Consider the following 25,709-nt stretch of genomic DNA (forward strand, 5'->3'; position numbering starts at 1 on the left):
GGCGCATCCTTATCAGGCGCTGAATACATAATCCCTCCAAACGGGTAAGGCTATCGCAGCGCCTTGCTTTGCAACAACTACGCGGGAGACGCGCAAATGTTCTCAGGTTCGATACCGGCGCTGGCAACGCCCTTCGCAGGCGGCGAGTTCGACGAATCGGCCTATCGCAAGTTCATCGACTGGCAAATTGCCAATGGCACCAGTGCCTTGGTGCCCTGCGGCACGACGGGCGAAAGCGCCACGCTGGACAACGACGAGCACCACAAGGTGATCGCCGTTTGCGCCGAAGTGGCGGCTGGCCGCGTCCCCGTGATTGCCGGCGCGGGGTCGAACGATACGCAGACTGCGCTGTGGCACATCAAGGAAGCCCAGACCGCCGGCGCCGATGCCCTGTTGCTGGTCGCACCCTATTACAACCGTCCCTCGCAGGCCGGGCTGCTGGCGCATTTCAGCTACCTTGCCGAGCGTGCCGACCTGCCCATCGTGCTCTACAACGTGCCGGGTCGCACGGTGACGGATATCCTGCCCGAAACGGTGATCGAACTGCACCGCCGCTTCCCGGGCAAGATCGTGGCCCTGAAGGATGCCAGCGGCGACCTGTCGCGCGTCGTCACGCAGCGCATGGGTGCACCGAACCTGTGCCAGCTTTCGGGCGACGACCCGCTGGTGCTGGCGGGCTATGCGCTGGGGCAGACGGGCTGCATCTCGGTAACCGCCAACGTCGCGCCGAAGCTCTGCGCCGAATTCCACGCGGCGGCGGCCAGCGGCGATTACGCCACGGCGCGCGAACTGAACGAGAAGCTCTACCCGCTGCACAAGGCGATGTTCGCCGACGCCAGCCCGGCACCCGCCAAGTACGCACTGAGCAAGCTGTTCGACTGGTTCAGCCCCGAAGTGCGCCTGCCGATCGTGCCGTGCTCGGAGGCAGCGAAGAAGGCCGTGGACGAGGCGATGGCATTTGCCGGGGTGACTGCGTGATCCGTCGTCTGCTGGCGGCCACCACCGCACTCGCTCTCACCTCCTGCGCCACTGTCGATCCCGCACCGCCTGCGCTGGATGAGTTGGCGCGGCAGTATCTCGCCGTGCAGCTGGCCATCGGCGAGAAGGACCCCGGCTATGTCGATGCCTATTACGGGCCGGAGGAGCTGGCGGCGCAAGCTGCGGCGGCTGACGGCGAGACTACGCTACCGATGTTGGAGGCTCGTGTCGTCGCGCTCGACAGCGCGCTGTCGCTGGTGCCCACGCAGCCCGGCACGCTGGAGGCCGAACGGGTGCGCTACCTGCGCGCCATGCTGGCCAGTGCCCGGGTCCGCCTGCGCATGCTGCGCGGCGAGGAAATCCCGTTCCAGGACGAGGCCGAGGGGCTGTTCGGCGTGCGTCCCGAGCTGATCAACCTGGCCACGCTGGAGCCAGTGCTTGCACGGATCGAGGAACTGGTGCCGGGCGAGCCTGCCGACGGGCCGCTCAACGAAAGGCTCAACGCCTTCCAGGACCGCTTCGTCATCCCCAACGATCGCCTGCGCGACGTAATCGACGCTGCCGTTGCCGAATGTCGCGCCCGCACGCTGCCGCATATCCTGCTGCCCGAAAGCGAGAGCTTCAACCTCAGCCTCGTCACCGACAAGCCGTGGGGCGGGTTCAACTATTACCAGGGCGACTATCACTCGGTAATCGAGATCAACACCGACCTGCCGACGCGGCTGGACCGCGCGGTGGATGTCGGCTGCCACGAGGCTTACCCCGGCCACCACGTCTATTCCACGCTGATCGAGCGGGACCGGGTAAATGCGCTGGGGCAGGTCGAATTCACTCTGCTGCCGCTCTATTCCCCGCGCGCAATCATTTCCGAAGGCAGCGCCGAATATGGCGTGAAGCTGGCATTCCCCGGCAACTCGCAACTGGAATACGAGCGCGACGTGCTCGCCCCGATGGCCGGCATCGATGCCAGCGAGCTCGAGGCCTATTACGAACTGCGCGAGGCGCTGGGCGATCTTTCAGGTGCCTACTACACCATCGCCGCCGGCTACCTCGACGGCACGATGACGCGCGAGGAAGCGATCGAGAATTCGATGCGTTATCGCCTGCAAAGCCGCGAGCGTGCCACACAATCGCTGCGCTTCATGGACACCTATCGCAGCTACGTGATCAACTACGGGCTGGGGCAGGAGATCGTCGGTGCCGCCGTGGAACGCGCCGGTGACGACCTCGACGCCCGCTGGGAGCGTTTCATCGGCATCCTGAATACGCCGACGCTGCCCGAAGATCTGATGTAATCGAGGGGGCGATCCGGCGGCTGTCAGTCCGCCGGATTGTGCTCCTCCACGAATGCCACTGCCTCTCGCAGCATCTGCTGGCGGGTTTCGGCGAGCGACAGCCAGTGGTCTTCGCCCTCCAACTCGACAAGCCGGTACGGTTTGTCGGCATCATCCAGCGCATCGGCCATCACACGGCTCTGGTCGAACGGAACGACCGTGTCATTAAGTCCGTGGATCAACAGGATCGGCGCATCTGCACTGGCTGCCTGTTGGCGGGGCGAGATTGCGTCCCAACCACTGCGCGGGCCAAGCTCGCGCTCATAGGAACGCCGGAACAGCGGGCCGCCGCCACCGCTTTCGTAATTGGCGGTATCCGCCAACCGCTCCAGATCGGTGACGCCGGCGACGGATACGGCGCAGCGGTAGAGTCCTTGCTGCAGGGTCACCCCTGCCAGGGCGGCATAGCCACCATAGCTGGCCCCGACGATGCAGGCGCGCGAAGGATCGACGATGCCTTGCTCCGCAATATGGGCCAGGCCGTCCGAGATATCGGTCTGCATCTTGCGGCCCCATTCGCCGTAGCCCGCGCGTTCGAAATCTGCACCATAGCCGCTGGAACCGCGGAAATTGGGCTGGAAGACGGCATATCCGCGTGAGGCAAAGGCCTGTGCCCACCAGTCGAATCCGGTGCCGTCATGTGAGTGCGGGCCGCCATGAGGCAAGACGATTACCGGCAGATCCTCGGCCTCCCGACCCGGCGGCAGGGTCAGAATTCCTACCATCTCCAAGCCGTCTTGCGCGGTGTAGGGGACGGTCGAGATCGCCCCCACTTGGGCCGGGGTGATTTGCGGGTAATCGGCACCGATCCGCAGTGCCCGCTGGGCGGCCAGGTCGATCAGGTACCAGGTCCCGGAATCACGATTACCCTGCGTGTGCACGATCGCCTGCTGCAAGGCGTTGCTCCATTCGACAATGCGGGCGTTCTGCCCAGGGAAGGAGCTGACGATGTCCTGCGCGCGCTGCTGCAATTCCGGGTCGACAAACACCTGGCGTTCTTCACCATCGGCTTCCTGGTAGCCGAGGAACTTGCCCGTGTTGCGATCCCAGTAGATCCGCGACACCTCTACATCGGCAAGAAAGGGCACGGGTTGCCCACCGGAAAGCGGCACTTCGTACCACTCGGTTTCACCGGCTGCTTCGTCTTCCAGCGCGTAGATCAGCGTGTCGCCGTCCGCGCCAAGTCCCACCAGCCCGACTGCGCCCACGCGGCTGGAACCGTCGACCAATTCGTCACGCGATGCGTTGCGGATGGTCCAGTTTCCGGTGTGCAGGTTGAGGTCCAGCGTTGCGGCGACGTTGCCATCGGTGTCCACCAGCCAGTCCCGCGTACTACCTTCGGAAGCGGAAGTCGCGATGCGACGTTGGTCGGCTTCTGCGAAATCGTACTCGTACAGGTGCGGGCGACCGTGATCGAAGACCCACCCGCTGGTTTCCCGCTTGTATTCCAGCGCGCCGTAATAGCCGCGCCACTCGCCATCGACGTTGCGTACGCCATGGATGCCGTGCACCGAATTGTTGAGCCGGGGCACTCCGTCGAATACCGCACCCGCAGTGCTGTTCTCGTCCAGCGGGATGAACTGCGCCTGCGTCAGTTCATACTGGTCGGCGGTGAAGCCGGACACGTCGACGGTGGTGCTGGAATAGATCAGCAGGAATTCATCACCCAGCATGCGGAAATCGCGGAATTTGATGCCGTCGGCGCTGATCTGCTGCTGCGGCTGCAAGTTGCCATCATAAACCAGGATGCGGCTGCCATCGTCCAGATTGGCGAAGATCGCGATGTGCCGTCCACTGTCGGATAGGGTCACGTCGGCCACGGTCGGCAAGCCGCCATAGACATCGAGGGGTGGCATTTCCTGCGCCATTGCGGCTGGTGCGGACAGAAAAAGCAGTCCGGGTAGGATGGCGCGCACGGCCGATTTCAACATGAACAACTCCGGTTTCAAGGGCTTATTACCAGCATTGGATTGATGACGCGGGAATGACAAGTCATGCAACTGGGCTTTGCCTTTTTGCCGCTCCCACCCTACATGCCGCCGCACTTATGGCCCGTCCCAAACCCGCCACTTTCGACAAGCAGAAGGTCGTCGCCGAGAATCGCAAGGCGCGGCACGACTATTTCATCGAAGACAAGTTCGAAGCCGGGATCGCCCTCCAGGGCACCGAGGTGAAGGGGCTGCGCAGCGGGCAGGCGAGCATCGCCGAAAGCTATGCCGAGGTGCGTGATGGGCAGGTGTGGCTGGTGAATGCCAACATCCCCGAATTCAGCCACGGTAACCGCTTCAATCACGAGCCCAAGCGACCGCGCAAGTTGCTGCTGCACAGCCGCGAAATCGACAAGCTGTTCGGCGCGGTGGAGCGCAAGGGCATGACGCTGGTGCCGCTGTCGATCTACTTCAACAGCAAGGGCCGCGCGAAGGTGGAACTGGCGCTGGCCAAGGGCAAGCAGGCGCACGACAAGCGCCAGTCGATCAAGGACCGCGACTGGAAGCGCGACAAGGCGCGTTTGCTGCGGGAAAATCGCTAAAAATATTTGCGGCGAAATGTTGCCGTTAAGCGTCGGTTGTCATCGCTTCGACTAATCCTATCTGTGAAGCGGCGACGAAAGGTGTATGGGCCACCCCATGATTGAAACGGCGATGACATGGCTGGCATCCAAGATGCCGAAAATGCCGAAGCGCGACGAGATGGCGAGCAATCGCTGGCTCTCGCCGGTCGCCGGTACGATCAAGCGGTCCGAACTCTGGCGATTCACGCGCCGCAGCGTCCCGCGCGGCGTGGCCTTGGGCGTGTTCGCCGCCTTCATCATCCCGCTGGGGCAGACACTGCTGGCCGTGGTGCTGGCGCTGCCATCGCGCGCCAACCTGCCGCTGGCTGCCGTCACCACGCTGATAACCAATCCCTTCACCATCGCCTTCTGGGCCGTGGCCGCCAACAAGGTGGGCCACTTCGTACTGAAGATCGACGCTGAAACCGGCGGCATGGCTGGCGAGAGCGTGCGCAGCGGCTGGGTGCAGCAACTGGCGCAATGGGCCGAACTGGCCGGCGTCACCGCCTTCGGCTTCGTGGTGCTGGCGGTGGTCGGCTCTGCGCTGGGCTACCTCTTTGCCGGCTTCGCCTGGCGCTTTGTCGTGGCGCGGAAGTGGGGCCGTCGTCCGGCCAAGGCCAAGCTGCTCCATCCCGCCGAATAGGCTATCCCGACAGCCAACGGACGTGTGGATTTTCGGGTAATTGGGCAACGTGCCGCCTAGGGGACCGGGCCCGGCTTTGCTAATGCCCTTCGCATGAGCTTTGGACAGGTGCAGGAATCGCGTCGGCTGGTGGACGTCATTGCCGTGGCAGCGGCCGTGCTCGCCAGCATTGCGCTGATCCAGTTTGCCACCGACAACACGACTGTGACGCTGGCCTTTGCCGGCGGACTGACAGTGCTGGGCTTCATTGCCTTTGCCGCCGGGCGCGCGCGCGTGGGAACTGTTCGCGAGGCGGAGCCCGAAGCGCCGGACTGGTCGGTGACGGTCGCTGCCATCGAACGGGCAGACCTTGCCGTGGCGATTACCGATCGTGCCAACCGGCTGGTCTGCGCCAATGCCGCCTTCGAGCTGTGGTTCGGATCGAGCAACGCCCCGCCGCGCCTGCCTGTGGACGGCGCCAGTGCGGAAGCCCTCAACCGATTGGGCCGGGCCGCCTGGCGCGATGGCACCGGTGGCGGCTCCATCACCATTGCCGACGAGGAACGGTCGTGGGACGCCGAAGTCGTGCGTGCGGGGCGCGGGGACGATTACCTCGTCTGGCGGTTCTCGCCGGTCACGCGCAGCAATCCGCTGGCAGGCGTGGGCACGCACATCACCGGGGTGTTCGGCCGAGTGCTGGGCGCGGCAGGCGTTGCCGTGGCGCTGGTTTCGCCCGACGGCATGGTCAAGGCCGCCAATCCTGCCTTGGCGCGACGCGCCCTGGGGGACGAGAACGCCAGCCTCGCCGGACAGGAATTCGTGCAACTGCTGCGTTCCGACGATCGCGAGCGGATCTTCTTCGCCCGCGAAGGCCGCAAGGGCACGCCGCAAACGCTGGTGCAGGTGCCGCTGGCCGATCCCGACCTTGCCGAGAGCGAAGTGGTGCCGGGCAAGGCGGCTGCCGAGTCGCCTTCCATCATGTTGCTGATCGACAGCGGCATCGGCCTTGGCGGCTGGCGCGGCGAGAACAAGGGGCAGGCCGCCCAGCTGGAGGCATTGCTGGAGCAATTGCCGCTGGGTCTCGCCACCACCGACCGGGACGGGCATTTCCTCTTCGCCAACCCCGCCTTCCGCCGCGCGGCGGGCATCGCCAATGCCGACCTGCCGCCCTATCCGTCGGACCTGGTGGTGCCGCGCGACAAGACGGCCATGTCCGATGCCGTGCGCCGTTACGGGCAAGGTCCGGCCTCGAGCGGCGACATCGCCGTACGCCTTCGCTCCGAGCCGGATGAGCCGGTCAGCCTCGGCCTCGCCGGGGTGCGCGGACTAGGGGAAGCCGCGGTACTGCTGAGCCTTGCCGATACGACCGAGGAAGCACGGCTGAAACGGCAGGTGGCGCAGGCCACCAAGATGCAGGCGGTCGGCCAGCTGGCGGGCGGTGTGGCGCACGACTTCAACAACGTGCTGACGGCCATCATCGGGTATTGCGACCTGATGCTGCTGCGGCACACGCCGGGCGACAGCGATTACGACGACATCCAGCAGATCAAGGCCAATTCCAACCGCGCCGCCAGCCTGACTCGGCAGTTGCTCGCCTTCAGCCGCCAGCAGACGCTGCAACCCGAAGTGCTGCAACTGCCCGACGTGCTGAGCGAGGTCGGCCAGCTGCTCAAGCGCCTGCTGGGCGCCAAGATCACGCTGAAGGTGCGGCACGACCGCAACCTTGGCCCCGTGCGCGCTGACCCGCGCCAGCTGGAACAGGTGATCATCAACCTGGCGGTAAATGCCCGCGACGCCATCCAGGCGAATGGCGGTGGGGAAGGGGCGGCCGGAACGCTGGCCTTCGCCACCCGGCGGGTGGAGGCGAAGGATATTCGCCGCATGGGCACGGAAATCATCCCCGCTGGCGACTATACCGTGTTGGTGGCGGAAGATACCGGCGGCGGCATTCCCGCCAACGTGATCGGCAATATCTTCGAACCCTTCTTCACCACCAAGGAGCAGGGCAAGGGCACTGGCCTCGGCCTGTCCACCGTCTACGGCATCATCAAGCAGTCGGGCGGATTCATCTTTGCCAGCAATGCCCAGGCGCCCGACGGGAGTGTGAAGGGCGCACGGTTCACAATCTACCTGCCGGTGCACGAGGCGACCGAGGAAGAACTGGCGCGTGCCGAAGCCGAGGAGGAGGCGCGCGACTGGTCGGGTGGCGGGACCATCCTGCTGGTCGAGGACGAGGACATGGTTCGCGCCGTGGCCGAGCGTGCTCTGGCGCGGCAAGGTTACACCATCGTCACCGCCAGCGATGGCGACGAGGGGCTGGAAATCGTCAAGTCCGGCGAGCACCAGTTCGACCTGGTGGTGACCGATGTCGTCATGCCCAGCATGGATGGCCCGGCTATGGCGCGCGAGATCCGCAAGCTGGCGCCCAGCCTGCCGGTGCTGTTCATGTCCGGCTATGCCGAAAGCCAGCTGCGCGACGAAATCGACATCGAGGCCATGCATTTCATCGCCAAGCCGTTCAGCGTGCGACAGATCGCGGACAAGGTCGCGGAAGTGCTGGTGGGCGCAGGCAAACGCAGGTAACCTGCCGACAAATCAGGTGGATGCGGGGCATTCATGACCGATACAGGTCGTGATACCTTATAACATCGATTGATCCAGAGGGAGGGACTGCCGCCATGACTTTCCGCAAGACCGCAGCCATGCTGCTCGCCGCCAGTGCCCTGGCGTTGCCCGCATCGGCCCAGCAGCCGGAGGAGACCGCGCAGGGCGATGTCTCCGTCACCATCTACCAGAACGGCCAGTCGCTGGTGCAAGACGTACGCCAGCTGAACATCCCGCGCGGCACCACCCGTATCGAGTTCCCTGACGTCTCGGCGATGATCCGCCCGGCCACGCTCAGTTTCAACGCTGCGGACACCGCGATCGTCGAGCAGAACTTCGACTTCGACCTGCTCACGCCGACCAAGCTGATGGAAAAGGCCATCGGCCAGACGGTGACCCTGCTGCGAACCAATCCCGCCACCGGTATCGAGACTCGCGAGCGGGCCGAAGTGCTTTCCACCGCAGGCGGCGTGGTGGTGCGGATCGGCGACCGGATCGAGGTGTTGCGCGACGACGGCCTGCCCGTGCGCGTGATCTTCGACGAGGTGCCGCCCAACCTGCGCGCGCGGCCCACGCTCTCCGTCACGCTCAATTCCAGCCGTTCCGGCACTCGCCCGGCCAGCATCCGCTACCTGACGCCCGGCCTCGGCTGGACTTCCGACTATGTCGCGCTGTTCGACGAGGCCAACGGCACGGTGGATATGCAGGGCTGGGTCACGCTGACCAACAATACCGGCACCACTTTCCATGCCGCCGATACGCTGCTGGTCGCCGGCAATCCCAACACCGGCTACTCGCAGCCGCGCCGCGACCTTGTGCGCCCCGGCACCGAGACGGCCGACCGCGAACGGCTGGGCGATTTCTATCTCTACCCGATCGACGGGCGCACCACGATTGCCAACGCGCAGACCAAGCAGGTGAGCTTCCTCGACGTGCAGGGCGTTCCGGCACGCCGGGTCTATTCCGCCACCGTCGGCTGGCTGACCAACCAGGAAGACCCGTCGCCGGTCGCCACCGCGATCAGCTTCAACTCCAGCCGCGAGGGCGGACTTGGCGATGCCCTGCCTGCCGGCACGGTGCGCTTCTACCAGCGCGATGCCGAGGGCAATCCGCAGTTCATCGGCGAGAACGGCATCGGCCATACGCCGATGGGCAGCACGCTGTCGCTGCGTACGGGCGATGCCTTCGACATCTACACCCAGGCCGAAATCGAGACGCGCGAGCGGATCCAGCCGGGCGAATTTGCCCGCAGCGCGCAATACCGTGTCTACGAGGACGGCGAACTGGTGCGGACCATCGAGGTCGACCGGGCGGTGACCTACTATCGCACCACCATGCGTTACACGCTCACCAACGCGAAGCCGGAGCCGGTGGAGGTGGAGCTCACGCAGCGCGGCCTCAACCGCGGCTGGTGGTCGCTCGACTACCGCATCACCGCAGAGGACGTGCCGGGCGAGCAGGTCAACTACGACAGCCGCCTGTATCGCATTACCGTGCCCGCCAATGGCGAGCGCGTGGTGCGTGTGACTTACGAGACGCGGTACTAGGAGCGGGCGCGATGGCCCGTCCGGCCTTCCTTCTCCTGCCGCTGCTGGCGCTGGCCCTGCCGGCCGAGGCGCAACAGCGCGCCGTGGTCGAGGCGTCCGAGCCGACCAGCCTGGCAGTCACCGTCTATCGCGATCCGGACCGCTATCCGGGCCAGCAGATGGAGGTCGACTGGCCACAGGGTTTCGCCATGATCAGCGAGACGCGCACGGTCACCCTGCCGCCGGGGGAATCGCGCATCCGCTTCGAAGGCGTGGCGGAAGGCATGGTGGCCGTCTCCGCCATCGTCACCGGACTGCCCGGCGGGACGATCGAGAAGAACCGCAATGCCGACCTGCTCAGCCCGGCGGCACTGGTCGATGGCACCCTGGGTAACCGCGTGCGCATCACCCGCACCAATCCCGGCACGGGGGAGGCCGAAAGCGAGAGCGCTATCGTCCGTACCCGCGCCGATGGCGGCCTCGTCCTGCAGACCGATGCCGGATACGAGGCGGTGCGCTGTTCGGGCCTGCCCGAGCGACTCACCTTCGACGAGGTGCCCGACGGCCTATCCTCGCAACCGATCTTCTCCATCGACACCCGCGATGCCACCGGCGGTACCTATACCGTCACCCTGTCCTACCTCGCCTGGGGCTTCGACTGGGAAGCCAGCTACGTCGCCACGCTGCACGAGGGGCGCGACAGCGACGACGTGCGGTTCGACCTCACCAGCTGGCTCACCATCCTCAACGACAATGGCCAGAGCTTCGAGCGCGCCGAACTGATGGCGGTGGCGGGTACGCTGAACGTCACCAGCGATTTCGAGGATCTGGCCGACCCGCCGCGTGCGCGGCCCATGCGACTGACCTGTTATCCCATCGGCAGTACGGCGGCAGGCTCGCCGATCCGCAACATCCTCCCGCCACCGCCGCCGCCTCCGGCGCCTGACATTGCCTTCGCAGATGAGGCGCGCATCGTGGTGACAGCCTCGCGCATGCCCCAGGTGATGATGGAATCGGCTGCACCGGTGGCCGTCATCGCTGGTGAGGAGCAGCTGGGTGACCTCAAGCTCTACCGCGTGCCGGTCCCGGTCGACGTCAATGCGCAGGGCCTGAAGCAGATTGCCTTCCTGCGGGAAGAGGATGTCGAGGGCGTGCTGATGTACGAAGGCAATTGTTCGCCTTGGGACAGCACCGAGGATTTCTACCCTACCAGCATGGTGCTGGAGACGGTGAACGACGAGGAGCACGGGCTGGGTCGGGCGCTGCCATCCGGCACGATTTCGATCTTCGAGCGCGGTCCGGCAGGCGAACTGCTGGTCGGCGAGGAGACCCTGCGCGACTATGCGGATGGCCAGGACGTCGACATCGACCTTGGCGAAAGCGCGCAGGTCTTCACCCGCTGTCGCTATCAAGGCAACGATCCGGACGATCCTCCTGGCAATCGCTGGCGCGAGGTGGTGGCGGAGCTGAGCAACGCCAATCCGTCCCCCGTCACCGTGCGTCTCAATATCGGTTATCCGTCGCAATGGCGCTTTCGCGGCGTGCGCGAGCGTTTGCGGAACGGCCGGCGAATCATAGAGGTCGAAGTCCCGGCCAACGGTTCGCGGGAACTGCGTTGGCGGGTACGAGAAGTTATCGATTAAGCATCGGTTTCCAGCACTTTACCCGCCCGAACTCCGCGGGATTCCGTCGATCCTACAAAATTTTTGTTCCGCTCTTGTTCTTATGGAACAAAGTGGGTACACCTGCTGCTGTTGAAGAGTTGAACACGACCCTAGTAAGCTGACGGAGGCCATGTCATGGCAGGTGCAAATCTCAAGCTCGTAGAAAAGGAATCCAACGTGGACCGTCAGAAGGCGCTTGATGCAGCGCTCGCGCAGATTGACCGCGCATTCGGCAAGGGCTCGGCGATGAAGCTGGGCCAGAAGGAAGCGATGAACGTGGAGTCGATCTCCACCGGTTCGCTCGGCCTGGACATTGCGCTGGGCATCGGCGGCCTGCCCAAGGGGCGCGTGATCGAGGTCTACGGTCCGGAAAGCTCGGGCAAGACCACGCTGGCGCTGCACGTGATCGCAGAGGCGCAAAAGGCCGGCGGTACCGCTGCCTTCGTCGATGCCGAGCACGCGCTGGACCCGGTCTATGCCAAGAAGCTGGGCGTCGATATCGACGAACTGGTGGTGTCGCAGCCCGACACGGGCGAGCAGGCGCTGGAAATCACCGATACGCTGGTGCGCTCCAACGCGATCGACGTGCTGGTGGTCGACTCGGTCGCCGCGCTGGTGCCGCGCGCCGAGATCGAAGGCGAGATGGGCGACAGCCACGTCGGCCTGCAGGCTCGCCTGATGTCGCAGTCGCTGCGCAAGCTGACCGGTTCGATCAACCGTTCCAAGTGCATGGTGATCTTCATCAACCAGCTGCGCATGAAGATCGGCGTCATGTACGGGAATCCGGAAACGACGACCGGTGGTAACGCCCTCAAGTTCTACGCTTCGGTCCGCCTCGACATTCGCCGCACCGGCCAGATCAAGGACCGGGACGAGGTGATCGGCAACTCCACCCGCGTGAAGGTGGTGAAGAACAAGGTCGCCCCGCCGTTCAAGCAGGTCGAATTCGACATCATGTATGGCGAGGGCATTTCCAAGATCGGCGAGATCCTGGACCTTGGCGTGAAGGCCGGCGTGGTCGAGAAGTCCGGCTCGTGGTTCAGCTACGACAGCGTGCGGATCGGCCAGGGCCGTGAAAACGCCAAGACCTTCCTCAAGGAAAACCCCGAAGTTTGCGACAAGTTGGAAGCCGCCATTCGCGGTAAGACCGACGAGGTCGCCGAGGAGATGATGACGGGTCCGGACGCGGACTCGGAAGACTGATCCTCAAGAAGGCCGGACCCACGGCCTTGCGAAACCGGAGCCGGCGCGGTGGCAACCCCAGCCACCAACGCCGGCTTCTTCGCATTTGGGGAATTGAATGACCTGGCTGCCCGCGATACCGCTTCTCTTCCGCAGGAAAGAGGAACGGCATGGTAGACAAGAGCGAATGGCAGGGGCGTAGCGGTGATACCTGGGCTGCCGAGTGGCGCCGCACCGACCAGAGCTTCTCGCGCCTGACCGAACGCCTGCTCGAACGCACCCGCGAATATTCCTTCGACCGCGTGCTTGATGTCGGGTGCGGTGCCGGAGAATTGTCGATGGCTATCGCACGCGGCCGGCCCCGCGTGCAGGTTAAGGGTGTCGATGTATCGCCGCAGTTGGTCGAAGTTGCTCGCCAGCGGGCAGAGAACCTTGCCAATGTCGAATTCGTCTTGTCCGACGCCGCCGTCTGGGAGGGCGATGAAACGACTGCCCCGCAGCTGCTCGTCTCACGGCATGGGGTGATGTTCTTCGACGATCCTCCCGCTGCTTTCGCCAACCTTGCCCGACAGGCAGCCCCGGGCGCAAACCTGATCTTTTCCTGCTTCCGGCCGGTGAAGGAGAATCCCTTCTTCACTGAGGTCATGCGCCTGTTGCCCGAAGCTCCGCCACCGACCGCACCCGATGCGCCGGGCCCCTTCGCCTTTGGTGATCGTGATCGGGTCGAGGCAATCCTGCGGGCCGGCGGTTGGTCCGACATCGCTTTCGAGGCGTTCGATTTCCCCATGATCGCCGGGGTCGGCGAAAACGCCGTGGACGAGGCCGTGACCTACTTCTCCCGCATCGGTCCTGCATCGCGCATCGCCGCCGAGATGGACGAGGCTTCGCGGGACCGTTTCCTGGGCCGTGTGCGGGACCTAGCCCAGCGCAATTGCACCGAAGGCGTTGTCGCATTGCGCGCCGCGGCCTGGATCGTTTCGGCGAGCAAAGGCGAATAGCGACTATTGGCGGCTTGCCGACAAGCGCATCGCGCCCTAATTCGCCTGCCATGACTTCGACCAACGATATTCGCGCTGCATTTCTCGACTTCTTCGCAGCGAACGACCACCAGGTTGTGCCTTCCGCGCCGCTTGTACCGTACAACGATCCCTCGCTGATGTTCGTCAACGCGGGCATGGTGCCGTTCAAGAACGTGTTCACCGGCGTGGAGACGCCGCCCGCACCGCGCGCGGCCAGCAGCCAGAAATGCGTACGCGCCGGCGGCAAGCACAACGACCTCGACAATGTCGGCTACACCGCGCGCCATCTCACCTTCTTCGAGATGCTCGGCAACTTCAGTTTCGGCGACTATTTCAAGGAGCGCGCGATCGAGCACGCCTGGACGATGGTCACCAAGGAACTCGGCCTCGCCAAGGATCGCCTGACCGTCACCGTCTATCACACCGACGATGAGGCCTTCGACCTGTGGCGCAAGATCGCCGGCCTGCCAGAAGAGCGCATCATCCGCATCGCCACGAAGGACAATTTCTGGGCCATGGGCTCGGACGGCCCGTGCGGTCCGTGTTCGGAGATCTTCTGGGATCACGGCCCCGAAATCGCCGGTGGCCCTCCGGGTTCGCCCGAGGAAGACGGCGACCGCTTCGTCGAAATCTGGAACCTCGTCTTCATGCAGCACGTGCAGGAAGCGGACGAGATCGTCGGCGACCTGCCGCGGCCCAGCATCGATACCGGCATGGGGCTGGAGCGCATCTCCACTGTCATGCAGGGCGTGCACAACGTCTTCGAGACCGATACTTTCCGCACGATTATCGGTGCGAGCGAGGACCTGGCCGGGGCCAAGGCTGAGGGCGATGCGCTGGCCAGCCACCGCGTGATCGCGGACCACCTGCGCTCGACCAGCTTCCTGATCGCCGATGGCGTGCTGCCGTCGAACGAAGGGCGTGGATACGTGCTGCGCCGGATCATGCGCCGCGCCATGCGCCATGCGCACCTGCTGGGAGCCGACAAGCCGCTGATGCACCGCCTTGTGCCGACGCTGGTGAGCGAGATGGGGCAGGCCTATCCCGATCTTGGCCGGGCACAGGCGTTGATCACCGAGGTGCTCGAGCGCGAAGAAACCCGTTTCCGCCAGACGCTGGAAAAGGGCCTGCGCCTGCTCGACGAGCAGGCTGCGTCGCTGGGCGAAGGCGACAGCCTGCCCGGCGAAACCGCCTTCAAGCTCTACGACACCTACGGCTTCCCTTACGACCTGACCGAGGACGCGCTGCGTTCGCGCGGGATTAGCGTGGACAAGGACGGCTTCGATGCCGCCATGGCGCAGCAGAAGGCTGCCGCCCGCGCTGCGTGGAAGGGCTCCGGCGCTTCTGCCGATGGCGAGCTGTGGTTTGACATCGCCGAACGCGAAGGCGCGACCGAGTTCACCGGCTACAGCTCGACGGAAGGCGAGGGCCGGGTGGTCGCGCTGGTCGTCGATGGCAAGGAAGTCGACCGGGCCGATAGCGGGCAGGAAGTCACCGTGCTGACCAACCAGACGCCGTTCTATGGCGAAAGTGGTGGTCAGACCGGCGATGCCGGCACGATTTCGGGCGACCATCGCCTGGAAATCGCGGTTCACGATACGTCGAAGCCGCTGGGCCGCCTGCATGCGCATCATGGCAAGATCGCTTCGGGCACTATCGCTGTGGGCGATACCGTGCACCTGGCGATCGATGCAGAGCGCCGCGACAAGATCCGCGCCAATCACTCGGCTACGCACCTCGTCCATGCTGCCCTGCGCAACACGCTGGGCGAGCATGTGACACAGAAGGGTTCGCTGGTTGCGGAAGACCGGCTGCGCTTCGACTTCTCGCATCCCAAGCCGCTGACTGCGGAGGAGATCGCTGCCATCGAGGCGGAGGTGAATGCGGAAATTCGCGCCAACGAGCAGGTGCGTACGCAGCTGATGAGCCCCGACGACGCCGTCGAGGCCGGCGCGCTGGCGCTGTTCGGCGAGAAATACGGTGAGGAAGTCCGCGTGCTGTCGATGGGCCGCGCCGGCACTGGCGGTCGCAACTTCTCGGTCGAGCTGTGCGGCGGTACCCATGTAAAGGCGACCGGCGATATCGGCCTGTTCCGCATCATCACCGAGAGCGCGGTGTCTTCCGGTGTCCGCCGTATCGAGGCCCTGACCGGTGAGGCCGCCCGCCAGTGGGTGGTCGGCCGTGAAGAAGCGCTGAAGTCGGTCGCGGCGACGCTGAAGACCGCGCCGGACGAAGTCGAGGCCCGCGTCGCCGCTCTGGTCGACGAGCGCAAGGCGCTTGAACGCGAACTGGCCGAAGCAAAGAAGCAGCTGGCCCTCGGTGGCGGCGGCGGTGCCGCGCCCCAGGCGGACGAGGAAATCGCCGGGGTTAAGTTCGCGGGGCAGGTGCTCGAAGGCATGAACCCCAAGGAACTGCGCGGCCTGCTCGACGAGGCCAAGTCGCGCCTCGGTTCCGGTGTGGCGGCGATCTGTGCCGTCAATGATGGGAAGGCCGCCTTTGCGGTTGCCGTGACCGACGACCTGACCGATCGCTTTAGCGCGGTCGACCTCGTGCGGGCCGGTGTCGAAGCGCTGGGCGGCAAGGGCGGTGGTGGCCGTCCTGACATGGCGCAGGGCGGCGGCCCGGATGGCGACAAGGCAGATCAGGCATTGGCTGCAGTGCGCGAGGTCATGGCTGCCTGATGCCGCAAAAGCGGCTGCGGGCCCTGGTCCTGATGCGGCGCTTGGCGCAGACCGCCTGGCGCGGGTTTCGCAAGGCGTTGAATGTCAGCTGGCTGGCGCTGCGCGACCGCAAGGTGGGCCTCTTCCCCAAGCTCCTCGGCATAGTTGCTGCGCTGGTGGGCGTTGCGCCGATAGAGTGGATCCCAGGGATCAACCCACTCCTCCTCGTTGGCGCGGAGTTGGTTCTGATCCCGCTCCTGCTCGCTTTCGCTTGGTGGCTTGTGCCGAAGTCGGTGAAGCTGCGGTTGGAGGAAGAAGCGAGGGGCCGCCCTGTCCCTTGGGCCTTTCTAGCGCTTGTTGCCGTCATCTTCGTTGCAGCAATCGCCGTAGATACTTGGTTTGACGTTACTTACCCCGGCCAAGACGCAGCATCGCGCCTGTTGGCGCCGTATCTCGACCGGTTCGAATAGCTGCCTAACCTTCGACCGTGCTGGTGCGCAGTTTCGGCTTGTGCTCCAGCGCGCCTTCCTCGCGAATGTGCTCGCGGAATTCGTCGCGCTTTTCGTGGATCGAGGCGATCACCGGACCCATCGGCACGCCGATGTCGACCAGCGCGGCCTCGGATAGCTGGAGCGAGCTTTCCAGCGTTTCGGGCACGGCCGTGCTGGCTCCGGCACGATAGAGCTCGGCCGCGTGGAAGCTGTCGCGGGCGCGGGCGATGATCGGCAGGTCCGGGTGCGAAGCACGGATCTTGCGCACCAGCCGCTGGGCGAGGATGTGCTCGTCCATGGTCAGGATCACGGCAGGTGCGCGATCCAGGCCCAGGTGATCGAGCACGTCGGCGCGCATGGCGTTGCCGAACACGGCGTAATAGCCCTCGCGCCGGGCATCGTCGATCATGTCGGCATCGGCATCGATCGCGATGTAGGGCTTGTCGTGCTTTTCCAGCATCTGCGCCACCAGCTTGCCGACGCGGCCGAAGCCGATGACGATCACGCGCGGTGCGGCATTATCGCCACCTTCAAGCTCGTCCAGCGAGGGCGCCGGCTCGATCCGCCGGGCGACAATCCTGCCCAGCAGCGCCAGCAGCGGCGTGATCGTGAGGCCGATGGCGGTGACGATCTGCCAGAACTGCGCCGTGCCGGGCTGGATCAGCAGGGCACTGGTGGCAGCCCCGATCACGATCAGCGTGGTTTCCGACGGGCTGGCCATCAGGATACCGGTCTCGGTGGCGGTGCTGCGGCGCGCGCCCATCAGGCGCAGCAGCACGCCGGTAACGATCGCCTTCAGCGTCAGCACGCCCAGCACCGCGCCCAGGATCATCCAGAGGTTGTCCCAGATCATCAGCAGGTCGATGCCCATGCCAACGGTGATCAGGAAGATCCCCAGCGCCAGGCCCTTGAACGGCTCCATGATGCCTTCGACTTCGGTGTGATATTCGGTTTCGGCGATCAGCAGGCCCGCGATCAGCGCGCCGACGATGGGGGACAGGCCGACGAAGGCGGTGGCAAGGCTGGCGCCGATCACCACCAGCAGGCTGGCGGCGAGGAACAGTTCCGGGCTCTTGGTGCGGGCCGCCTGGGCGAACAGGCGCGGCAGCAGCAAGCGTCCGGCAATCATCATCACCACAACCACCAGCAGGCCCTGCCACAGCGTGTCGAACAGGCCGGTCAGCCCGTCTTCCTGCGCGAAGGGTGCCAGCGCGCCGAGCAGGAAGATGACCGGCACGATCATGATGTCCTCGAACAGCAGCATCGACAGCGCTGCGCGGCCTACCGGCGTATTGGTGCCCGATATCGGCAGCACCAGCGCGGTGGAGGAAAAGGTGAGGGCAAGGCCAAGCGCCAGCGCGCCCGTCCAGTACTGGCCCATCATGGAGAGGAAGGCCGCCATCAGCGCGCCGATCACCAGCAATTCCAGCGCGCCAAGGCCGAACACCAGTTTGCGCAGCTGCCACAGGCGATTGAAGCTCAGCTCCAGCCCGATGGCGAACAGCAGCAGCACGATGCCGAACTCGGCGAAAGGCTCCAATGCTTCCGGCTCGCTGATGGTGACGTAGTTCAACCATTCATGGTCGACGACCATCCGGCCGAGGCCGAACGGGCCAACAAGCAGGCCAACGAGGATGAAACCGATGATTGGCGTTACGCGGAAACGCGCGAACAGCGGGATGACGATACCGGCCGCACCCAGGATGACGAGCGCGTCGGACATGATCGGGGAGATGGCTTCAGCACCGTGCATGGCAATTGGTTTAGGCGAGGGGCGCTGGCCGTAGCAACGGGCAATTCGCCGGGGCCAACGATTGTTGTGCCACAAATTGGCAGAAACACCTGATCGGCTGACGGCGAATTCAGCAATATTCCTGCGGAGTCGGCAGATATCGCGCAATTCCCCTGCGAATTCCGCCGGAACTGGTGACTTGTGACCGCAGTTCCTTATGCATAGCGCCCATGCAGACACCGACCCTGATCGCACTCGCCCTCTATTTCATCTTGATGCTCGGCATCGGCCTGTTCGCCTGGAAGCGTTCGACCGATGACAGCGAAGGCTACCTGCTGGGTGGCCGCAACCTGCATCCCGCCGTTGCAGCGCTTTCCGCCGGCGCTTCGGACATGTCGGGCTGGCTGCTGCTCGGTCTGCCGGGCGCACTATATCTGTCTGGCCTGGTAGAGGCATGGATCGGCATCGGCCTGTTCGTCGGCGCCGTGGTGAACTGGTTCGTCGTCGCGCCGCGGCTGCGACACCAGACCGTGCAGTACGGCAATGCGCTGACCATCCCGCAATTCCTTGCCAACCGTTTCCCTGACAAGGCGACGACCCTGCGCGTTGTTTCCGCCATCATCGTGGTGATCTTTTTCGCGGTCTATTCGGCTGCGGGACTGGTGGGCGGCGGCCTGCTGTTCGAAAGTACCTTCATCGACAGCGAGGTCATGGGCCTCAGCCCCTATATGGCGGGCGTCTTGCTCACTGCGCTGGTGGTGCTCGCCTATACCATGGTGGGCGGCTTCCTGGCGGTGAGCCTGACTGACTTCGTGCAGGGTTGCATCATGGTCGTCGCGCTGGTTGTGATGCCGCTGGTGGTGATCTTCGGCGATGGTGCGGCCAATGTCGGCAATGCGCTGGACGCGGTCGATCCCAACTTCCTCAGCTGGTTCGGCGGCCTGTCCGCCATCGGCTTCCTCTCTGCCGTGGCGTGGGGCCTCGGCTATTTCGGCCAGCCCCACATCATCGTGCGTTTCATGGCGGTAAAGGAAGGCGGTATTCCAACGGCCCGCAACATCGGCCTGGCATGGATGTTCGTGGCGCTGATCGGCGCCCTGGGCGTGGGCCTTGCCGGCCGCGCCCACGTGGAGCTGAACGGGCTGACGCTGGAGAATTCGGAGACGATCTTCATCCTCCTTGCCAACACCCTGTTCCACCCCTTCGTCACCGGCTTCCTGCTGGCGGCGCTGCTGGCGGCGATCATGAGCACGATCAGCTCGCAGCTGCTGGTCTCTTCCAGCTCGTTGACCGAGGACTTCTACCGCCTGTTCCTGCGCAAGCAGGCTAGCGAGACGGAGATGGTCAACGTCGGTCGCGTCTGCGTGGCGCTGGTGGCGATTGCCGCCATCGTTATCGCCAGTGATCCGGAAAGCGGCGTGCTTAGTCTCGTCTCCAACGCCTGGGCCGGGTTCGGCGCTGCTTTCGGCCCGCTGATCATCCTCTCGCTGACGTGGAAGCGTATGACCGGCGCGGGTGCGGTGGCTGGCCTCGTCGTTGGCGCGGCGGTGGTGATGACGTGGATCGCGACTGGTTTGAACGATACGACCGGTGTCTACGAGATCATCCCGGGCTTCATTGCGGCCTGGCTGGCGATCTGGCTGGTGAGCCTCGCGACCGCCAAGGATGCGGACGCAGCGGCGGCCTAACCGCCACCCGGACCGTGCTGGTGCATCGGCGGCGGACCGGTCAGGTCACCGGGTTCGCCGCCTGAGCCCTTCTGCTCCCACTCGATGCGGTAGAGGTCGAAACGGCGGTCCGCCAGATTGCGCACCGTCCCTTCGGCGCGGGCCCATGCGAGGTCGGACAGGTTGACGTCGCTGATGGTCAGTGTCTCGACATTCTCCGACGCTTCAGCGGCGATACCATCGCGGGCGAAGGGGAAGTCGCAGGGCGTCAGGATACAGCTTTGCGCATACTGGATGTCCATGTTGGCGACATTGGGCAGGTTGCCGACATTGCCGCTCATCACGACGTAGCACTGGTTCTCGATCGCGCGGGCCTGTGCGCAGTAGCGCACGCGCATGTAGCCCTGGCGGCTGTCGGTGCAGAAGGGCACGAAGATGATCCGCGCGCCTTCGTCCACCAGACGGCGGGCCAGTTCGGGGAATTCGCTGTCGTAGCAGATCAGCACGCCCACCGGGCCGCAGTCGGTCTGGATAACGTCGACGCTGTCACCGCCGCGAATGTTCCACCAGTAGGCCTCGTTCGGGGTCGGGTGGATCTTCTCCTGCTCGTGTACCGAGCCGTCGCGCAGGCACACCATGGCGACGTTATGGATGTCGCCATCGTCCATGCGCGTGGGGTGCGAGCCGCCGATGATGTTGATGTTGAACTTCAGCGCCATTTCCGACAGCGCCTTGCGGATACGCGGCGTGTATTCGGACAGGCGCTCGATCGACTCCAGCGGGGAGAGCTCGGTGTCCTCCGCGCTCAGCAGCATCAGCGTGAAGAGTTCTGGAAACAGGATGAAGTCCGACTCGTAATCCGCTGCAACGTCGACGAAATATTGCACGTGGCGAATGAACTCGTCGAAATCCTGCACCGCCCGCGCCTGTAGCTGGCAGGAGGCAACGCGCACGCTTTCGACATCGCGAGGGACACGCCCCTTCGGCCCGGCTTCCTGGTCGACGAAGGGGTTGCGCCAGACCATGTGCACGGCATTGCCCCGGCTGCGCTTGTCTTCGGGCAGGTAGTTCTCGAGCACGCCCAGCGGCTCGAACCCGTTGGCCAGCTGGAAGCGCAGGACGGGGTCGTGAATCTTCCCGGCGATGACCTGGTCGAGATAGTCCTGCGGGCCTTCCACCCGCCGCCAGCTCTTCTTGAGGTTCGGCATCCGACCGCCGAAGACGATGCCTTTCAGCTCCTCGCGCTCGGCCAGCTTGCGGCGCTCTTCATAGAGGCGGCGCCCGATGCGCGTGCCGCGCACCTTGGGGTCGACGCACATTTCATAGCCGTAGAGCCAGTCGCCGTTGGGATCGTGGCGGCTGCCGTAGCCGTTGCCGGTAATCTCGTCCCAGCTATGCGGGCGCAGCGCCTTGTCGCCACCGATGCGCATGGAAGCGCAATAGCCGATCAGCCGGTCATCGAGAAAAGCGACGAAGCAGCCTTCCGGGTAGTTGTTCAGCTGCCCGCGGATCTCGCTTTGCGTGTAGGGGGCAAAGTCCTCGTAAACCCGGCGGGCGAGCGCGGCGATCTTGCGAATATCGCCGGTCTCTGCCTGCCGGACTTCGAGGCGGGCCTTGGTCATGCCGTAAGCCCCCGGGCCTCAGCCCAGGCCCTGCGCCGCCATTTCCTTTTCCAGGCCTTCGACGATGGCTTCGAAGAACTGCTCGGTCGTCATCCAGCTCTGGTCCGGACCGATCAGGAGGGCGAGGTCCTTGGTCATCTTGCCGCTTTCGACGCAGCTGATGCAGACACGCTCCAGCGTCTCGGCGAAGGCCACGACGTCCGGCGTGTTGTCGAAACGACCGCGATAGATCAGGCCACGCGTCCAGGCGAAGATGCTGGCGATGGGGTTGGTCGAGGTCGCCTTGCCCTGCTGGTGCTGGCGATAGTGACGGGTGACGGTGCCGTGGGCAGCTTCGGCTTCCACGGTCTTGCCGTCCGGCGTCATCAGCACACTGGTCATCAGGCCGAGCGAACCGAAGCCCTGCGCCACGACGTCCGACTGCACGTCGCCGTCGTAGTTCTTGCAGGCCCAGACGAACTTGCCGTTCCACTTCAGCGCGGCGGCGACCATGTCGTCGATCAGGCGGTGTTCGTAGGTGAGGTTCGCGGCTTCGAACTTCTCCTTGAAACCCTCGGTGTCGAACACTTCCTGGAACAGGTCTTTGAAGCGGCCATCATACTTCTTCAGGATGGTGTTCTTGGTCGACAGGTACACCGGCCAGCCACGGTCGAGGCCGTAGTTGAAGCTGGCCCGCGCGAAGTCGCGGATGGACTCGTCGTGGTTGTACATGGTCATGGCGACGCCGGGCTGGTCGAACTGGTGGACTTCCAGGTCGATGGTCTCGCCGTCTTCACCCTCGAACACCATCCGCAGCTTGCCGGCGCCGGGGATCAGGGTGTCGGTGGCGCGGTACTGGTCACCGAAGGCGTGACGGCCAACGACGATGGGGTCGGTCCAGCCGGGCACGAGACGCGGCACGTTGTCGATCACGATCGGTTCGCGGAAGATGGTGCCGCCAAGGATGTTGCGGATCGTGCCGTTGGGCGAACGCCACATCTGCTTGAGGTTGAATTCCTCGACGCGGGCCTCGTCCGGGGTGATGGTGGCGCACTTCACGCCCACGCCGTACTTCTTGATGGCATTGGCGGCATCGACGGTGATCTGGTCGTCGGTCTCGTCGCGCTTTTCCACCGACAGGTCGTAATACTTCAGGTCGATGTCGAGGTAAGGCAGGATCAGCCGCTCGCGGATCCACTGCCAGATGATCTTCGTCATTTCGTCGCCGTCGATTTCGACGACCGGGTTCTTGACCTGAATTTTCGCCATGGGGCTTCCCTGCTTGTCTGGAATTGCTTGAAAGGTTTGCGCGCGTCTTAGCAGGGAGAGACGGGCGCGCAAGGGCGGGGCGCATGCGCCCCGCCCAAAGCCCTATCAGCCGCAGAATCTGGCCTTCGCGGCCTCGTATTCGCTGACCAGCTGATCGCACAGCTCGCGCGTCGGGCGAACGTCGTGGACGGAGCCCGTTCCATGACCGGCAGACCAGATGGTCTTCCACGCCTTCGCCTCTTCGTTGAGCGACATTTCCCCGGCATGGTCGGGCAGGGTGGCTGCCTCGAGGCTGGGGGTGAGGAAGTTGGCGCCGACGCCCGTCACCTTGTCGGTGTAGGTAATGTCCTTGGCCGAAGCCTCGATCATCATCTGCTTCTGCTCGCCGGGTGCCATGCTTTCCTCGGCCGCGATAAAATGCGTGCCGAAATAGCCGATGTCGGCCCCCATCAGCTCCGCCGCGGCGATGTGGCTGCCGTGGCTCATGGAACCGGACAGGATCAGCGCCCCGTCCCAGAACTCGCGGATTTCGCGGGTGAGGGCGAAGGGGCTGAAGGTTCCGGCGTGGCCACCGGCACCGGCAGCGACGGCAATGATGCCGTCGACACCGGCCTCGGCCGCCTTTTCCGCATGGCGGCGCTTGATCACGTCATGGAAGACGAGACCACCATAGCCGTGCACTGCCTTGACCAGGTCCGGCACCGCACCCAGCGAGGTGATGATCAGCGGCACCTCGTGCTTCACGCACAATTGCAGGTCCGCCATCACGCGCGGGTTCGACGGGTGGACGATCAGGTTGACGCCGAAGGGCGCGTCGTCCGGCCCGAGCCGATCCTTGATCTCCATCAACCATTCCTCGAACCCTTCCGAGGTGCGCTGGTTGAGTGCGGGGAAGGTGCCGCAGAGGCCGGCCTTGCAGGCTTCCACCACGAGGTCCGGCCCCGAGACGAGGAACATCGGCGCGACGATGGCGGGGACGCGCAGTCGCGACTTGAACTCCTCGACCGTCAAAACGCATCCTCCGGCATGTCCATCATGCTCGCCTTGCCGCTGGTGATCGCCATCATCTGCGCCATGACTGGCGGCAGCAGCCGATCGAAGAAGAAGCGGGCGGTGACGATCTTGGCTTCGTAGAAGGCCTTCTCTTCCGTCCCGGCTTCCAGCGCGGCGTGGGCGACCTTGGCCGCCTTGGCGAAGCAGTAGCCCATGGCGACGAAGCCGAGCAGCTTGAGGTAGTCGGTGGCCGCGGCGGCAGCCTCTTCCGGATCCTTCAGGCCTTTCCGGGCAATATGGCCGGTCGACAGCTGCAGTGCACCGAAGGCCTGCTGCAGCGAGCCGACCATCTTGCCGATGTTGGCGTCCGCACCATTGTCCTCGATGAACTGCGAGACCGGGTGGAAGAAGCTACGCAGGTTGCGGCCCATGCGGTCGGGCAGCTTGCGACCGACGAGGTCCAGCGCCTGGATGCCGTTGGTGCCTTCGTAGATCTGGGCAATGCGGGCATCGCGGGCGAACTGCTCGACGCCGCTTTCCTGGATGTAGCCGTGACCGCCGTAGACCTGCACCGCCAGGTGGGCGCTTTCGTGGCCGAGATCGGTGAAGAGGGCCTTCACCACCGGCGTCATCAGGGCGACGAAGTCCTTGGCGCGTTCGCGGGCCTCGGGTTCCTTCGCGGCATGTTCGGCGTCCAGCGCGCGGCTGACCCAGGCGGAAACCGCGCGGGAGCCTTCATTGTAGGCCCGCATGGTCATCAGCATGCGGCGCACGTCGGGGTGGACAATGATCGGGTCGGCGGGGCCGTCCGGGTTCTTCACGCCTGACAGCGAGCGGCCCTGCAGGCGATCCTTGGCGTACCAGACAGCCGACTGGTAGGCGATTTCGCCGACGCCAAGGCCCTGGATGCCGACCGCGACGCGTTCGGTGTTCATCATGGCGAACATGGCTTCCAGGCCGCGGTGTGGCTTGCCGACCAGCCAGCCCTTCGAATTCTCGAAGGACATCTGGCAAGTGGCCGAAGCCTTCAGGCCCATCTTGTGCTCGATGGCGGTGGGGCCGGCACCATTGTGGTTGCCCAGCGACCCGTCCTCGTTCGGCAGGTACTTCGGCACCAGGAACAGCGAGATGCCCTTCACGCCCGGAGGGGCATCGGGCAGGCGCGCCAGCACCAGGTGGACGATGTTGTCGGTCAGGTCGTGGTCGCCGGCGGAGATGAAGATCTTGTTGCCGGTGACGAGGTAGCTGCCGTCGTCCTGCGGTTCCGCCTTGGTGCGCAGCATGCCGAGGTCGGTGCCGCAATGCGGCTCGGTCAGGCACATGGTGCCCGACCATTCGCCGTTGGCCATCTTCGGCATGTAGAAGTTCTTCAGGTCCTCGCTGCCGTAGGCCTCCAGCGCGACCATCGCGCCGTTGGTGAGGCCTGGGTAGAGACCGAAGCTGAGGTTGGTGGAGCAGGTCATCTCTTCCACCATCTTGCCCAGCGAGTGCGGGGCGCCCTGGCCACCCCACTTGGGATCGACGCCAAGGCCGGCCCAGCCGCCTTCGCAGAAGGCCTTGTAGGCTTCCTGGAACCCCTTGGGCGTGCGGACCACGCCGTTTTCGATGTGGCAGCCTTCCTGGTCACCAGGCCAGTTGAGCGGCAGCAGCACGTCGCGGCACAGCTTGTTGGCTTCCTCGAGGATGGCCGAACGCATGTCCGGATCGTCGAAATCCTCGAACCCTTCGAGGTCGCCGAAACCGTCGTCGGTGTGCAGCTCTTCGAGAACGAAGCGCATGTCGCGGATGGGGGCTTCATAGACTTGCATGTCGGTGC

At 64.8% G+C, this 25,709-nt stretch carries 18 protein-coding genes; 12 read left to right on the forward strand and 6 right to left on the reverse strand.

Translation table 11 applies throughout. The features are described from left to right. Positions 1-96: 96 nt before the first annotated feature. Entirely contained in the window at positions 97-978 is an 882-nt protein-coding gene (gene dapA / locus OZN62_RS00180; RefSeq protein WP_269100575.1) for a 4-hydroxy-tetrahydrodipicolinate synthase, read from the forward strand. Beyond that, positions 975-2,273: a hypothetical protein gene (locus tag OZN62_RS00185; RefSeq protein ID WP_269100576.1), complete on the forward strand. Its 1,299-nt coding sequence runs from the start codon at positions 975-977 to the stop codon at positions 2,271-2,273. Before dapA ends, OZN62_RS00185 begins: the two co-directional genes overlap by 4 nt. A 23-nt stretch (positions 2,274-2,296) precedes the next feature. On the opposite strand, the gene OZN62_RS00190 is transcribed toward OZN62_RS00185, so the two are convergent. After that, positions 2,297-4,168 (reverse strand): alpha/beta hydrolase family protein, encoded by a 1,872-nt coding sequence (locus tag OZN62_RS00190; RefSeq protein WP_269100578.1) that lies wholly within the window; start codon positions 4,166-4,168, stop codon positions 2,297-2,299. A gap of 191 nt (positions 4,169-4,359) precedes the next feature. Here OZN62_RS00190 and smpB point away from each other — a divergent pair, with 191 nt between their 5' ends. The 9 genes from smpB to OZN62_RS00235 all read left to right on the forward strand — a co-directional run bounded on the left by smpB (position 4,360) and on the right by OZN62_RS00235 (position 16,610). Then, positions 4,360-4,842, forward strand: a complete 483-nt coding sequence (gene smpB, locus OZN62_RS00195; RefSeq protein WP_269100579.1) for an SsrA-binding protein SmpB — start codon at positions 4,360-4,362, stop codon at positions 4,840-4,842. A gap of 112 nt (positions 4,843-4,954) precedes the next feature. Beyond that, positions 4,955-5,506: a DUF2062 domain-containing protein gene (locus tag OZN62_RS00200; RefSeq protein ID WP_269100581.1), complete on the forward strand. Its 552-nt coding sequence runs from the start codon at positions 4,955-4,957 to the stop codon at positions 5,504-5,506. 93 nt (positions 5,507-5,599) lie between these two features. Next, positions 5,600-8,068 carry a response regulator gene (locus tag OZN62_RS00205; RefSeq protein ID WP_269100582.1) on the forward strand — a complete coding sequence of 823 codons (2,469 nt, stop codon included), beginning with the start codon at positions 5,600-5,602 and terminating at the stop codon, positions 8,066-8,068. Positions 8,069-8,163: 95 nt separating this feature from the next. Then, positions 8,164-9,636 carry a DUF4139 domain-containing protein gene (locus tag OZN62_RS00210; RefSeq protein WP_269100583.1) on the forward strand — a complete coding sequence of 491 codons (1,473 nt, stop codon included), beginning with the start codon at positions 8,164-8,166 and terminating at the stop codon, positions 9,634-9,636. An 11-nt stretch (positions 9,637-9,647) separates the two neighbouring features. Then, positions 9,648-11,258 carry a DUF4139 domain-containing protein gene (locus OZN62_RS00215; protein ID WP_269100584.1) on the forward strand — a complete coding sequence of 537 codons (1,611 nt, stop codon included), beginning with the start codon at positions 9,648-9,650 and terminating at the stop codon, positions 11,256-11,258. Between the two features lie 156 nt (positions 11,259-11,414). After that, positions 11,415-12,482 carry a recombinase RecA gene (gene recA / locus OZN62_RS00220; RefSeq protein WP_269100586.1) on the forward strand — a complete coding sequence of 356 codons (1,068 nt, stop codon included), beginning with the start codon at positions 11,415-11,417 and terminating at the stop codon, positions 12,480-12,482. Between the two features lie 149 nt (positions 12,483-12,631). Then, positions 12,632-13,459, forward strand: a complete 828-nt coding sequence (locus OZN62_RS00225) for a class I SAM-dependent methyltransferase (RefSeq protein WP_269100588.1) — start codon at positions 12,632-12,634, stop codon at positions 13,457-13,459. A 50-nt stretch (positions 13,460-13,509) separates the two neighbouring features. Beyond that, a complete protein-coding gene (gene alaS, locus OZN62_RS00230) occupies positions 13,510-16,161 on the forward strand; it encodes an alanine--tRNA ligase (protein WP_269100589.1) in 2,652 nt (883 codons plus the stop codon). Further along, positions 16,161-16,610, forward strand: coding sequence for a hypothetical protein (locus OZN62_RS00235; protein WP_269100591.1), 450 nt, complete (start codon positions 16,161-16,163; stop codon positions 16,608-16,610). Before alaS ends, OZN62_RS00235 begins: the two co-directional genes overlap by 1 nt. Before the next feature lie 4 nt (positions 16,611-16,614). Here the strand turns inward: OZN62_RS00235 and OZN62_RS00240 are convergent, their stop codons facing one another. Then, positions 16,615-18,354 carry a cation:proton antiporter domain-containing protein gene (locus tag OZN62_RS00240; RefSeq protein WP_442864381.1) on the reverse strand — a complete coding sequence of 580 codons (1,740 nt, stop codon included), beginning with the start codon at positions 18,352-18,354 and terminating at the stop codon, positions 16,615-16,617. 239 nt (positions 18,355-18,593) lie between these two features. On the opposite strand from OZN62_RS00240, the gene putP reads away from it, so the two are divergent. Next, positions 18,594-20,051, forward strand: a complete 1,458-nt coding sequence (gene putP / locus OZN62_RS00245; protein WP_269100594.1) for a sodium/proline symporter PutP — start codon at positions 18,594-18,596, stop codon at positions 20,049-20,051. Here putP and OZN62_RS00250 read toward each other — a convergent pair. From OZN62_RS00250 to OZN62_RS00265, 4 genes are all read right to left on the reverse strand, one after another. Further along, positions 20,048-21,652, reverse strand: a complete 1,605-nt coding sequence (locus OZN62_RS00250) for a bifunctional GNAT family N-acetyltransferase/carbon-nitrogen hydrolase family protein (protein WP_269100595.1) — start codon at positions 21,650-21,652, stop codon at positions 20,048-20,050. The two genes, putP and OZN62_RS00250, sit on opposite strands and share 4 nt — an antisense overlap. An 18-nt stretch (positions 21,653-21,670) precedes the next feature. After that, complete coding sequence (locus OZN62_RS00255) at positions 21,671-22,900, reverse strand: NADP-dependent isocitrate dehydrogenase (RefSeq protein WP_269100596.1); 1,230 nt, start codon at positions 22,898-22,900, stop codon at positions 21,671-21,673. 105 nt (positions 22,901-23,005) lie between these two features. Continuing rightward, entirely contained in the window at positions 23,006-23,911 is a 906-nt protein-coding gene (locus OZN62_RS00260) for an NAD(P)H-dependent flavin oxidoreductase (RefSeq protein WP_330848751.1), read from the reverse strand. After that, positions 23,908-25,701, reverse strand: coding sequence for an acyl-CoA dehydrogenase C-terminal domain-containing protein (locus OZN62_RS00265; RefSeq protein ID WP_269100598.1), 1,794 nt, complete (start codon positions 25,699-25,701; stop codon positions 23,908-23,910). Before OZN62_RS00265 ends, OZN62_RS00260 begins: the two co-directional genes overlap by 4 nt. Positions 25,702-25,709 lie beyond the last annotated feature (8 nt).

Origin of the sequence: Aurantiacibacter sp. MUD11 (genome assembly GCF_026967575.1) — a bacterium.
Taxonomy (GTDB): Bacteria; Pseudomonadota; Alphaproteobacteria; order Sphingomonadales; family Sphingomonadaceae; genus Alteraurantiacibacter.

What these genes read in the sequence shown, in the direction of transcription:
- OZN62_RS00240 (WP_442864381.1), bottom strand. Translation starts at nt 18,354, where the DNA reads ATGTCCGACGCGCTCGTCATCCTGGGTGCGGCCGGTATCGTCATCCCG.
- OZN62_RS00250 (WP_269100595.1), bottom strand. Translation starts at nt 21,652, where the DNA reads ATGACCAAGGCCCGCCTCGAAGTCCGGCAGGCAGAGACCGGCGATATT.
- alaS (WP_269100589.1), top strand. Translation starts at nt 13,510, where the DNA reads ATGACTTCGACCAACGATATTCGCGCTGCATTTCTCGACTTCTTCGCA.
- OZN62_RS00255 (WP_269100596.1), bottom strand. Translation starts at nt 22,900, where the DNA reads ATGGCGAAAATTCAGGTCAAGAACCCGGTCGTCGAAATCGACGGCGAC.
- OZN62_RS00225 (WP_269100588.1), top strand. Translation starts at nt 12,632, where the DNA reads ATGGTAGACAAGAGCGAATGGCAGGGGCGTAGCGGTGATACCTGGGCT.
- OZN62_RS00200 (WP_269100581.1), top strand. Translation starts at nt 4,955, where the DNA reads ATGACATGGCTGGCATCCAAGATGCCGAAAATGCCGAAGCGCGACGAG.
- OZN62_RS00190 (WP_269100578.1), bottom strand. Translation starts at nt 4,168, where the DNA reads ATGCCACCCCTCGATGTCTATGGCGGCTTGCCGACCGTGGCCGACGTG.
- OZN62_RS00205 (WP_269100582.1), top strand. Translation starts at nt 5,600, where the DNA reads ATGAGCTTTGGACAGGTGCAGGAATCGCGTCGGCTGGTGGACGTCATT.
- OZN62_RS00265 (WP_269100598.1), bottom strand. Translation starts at nt 25,701, where the DNA reads ATGCAAGTCTATGAAGCCCCCATCCGCGACATGCGCTTCGTTCTCGAA.
- OZN62_RS00210 (WP_269100583.1), top strand. Translation starts at nt 8,164, where the DNA reads ATGACTTTCCGCAAGACCGCAGCCATGCTGCTCGCCGCCAGTGCCCTG.
- OZN62_RS00215 (WP_269100584.1), top strand. Translation starts at nt 9,648, where the DNA reads ATGGCCCGTCCGGCCTTCCTTCTCCTGCCGCTGCTGGCGCTGGCCCTG.
- putP (WP_269100594.1), top strand. Translation starts at nt 18,594, where the DNA reads ATGCAGACACCGACCCTGATCGCACTCGCCCTCTATTTCATCTTGATG.
- dapA (WP_269100575.1), top strand. Translation starts at nt 97, where the DNA reads ATGTTCTCAGGTTCGATACCGGCGCTGGCAACGCCCTTCGCAGGCGGC.
- recA (WP_269100586.1), top strand. Translation starts at nt 11,415, where the DNA reads ATGGCAGGTGCAAATCTCAAGCTCGTAGAAAAGGAATCCAACGTGGAC.
- smpB (WP_269100579.1), top strand. Translation starts at nt 4,360, where the DNA reads ATGGCCCGTCCCAAACCCGCCACTTTCGACAAGCAGAAGGTCGTCGCC.
- OZN62_RS00235 (WP_269100591.1), top strand. Translation starts at nt 16,161, where the DNA reads ATGCCGCAAAAGCGGCTGCGGGCCCTGGTCCTGATGCGGCGCTTGGCG.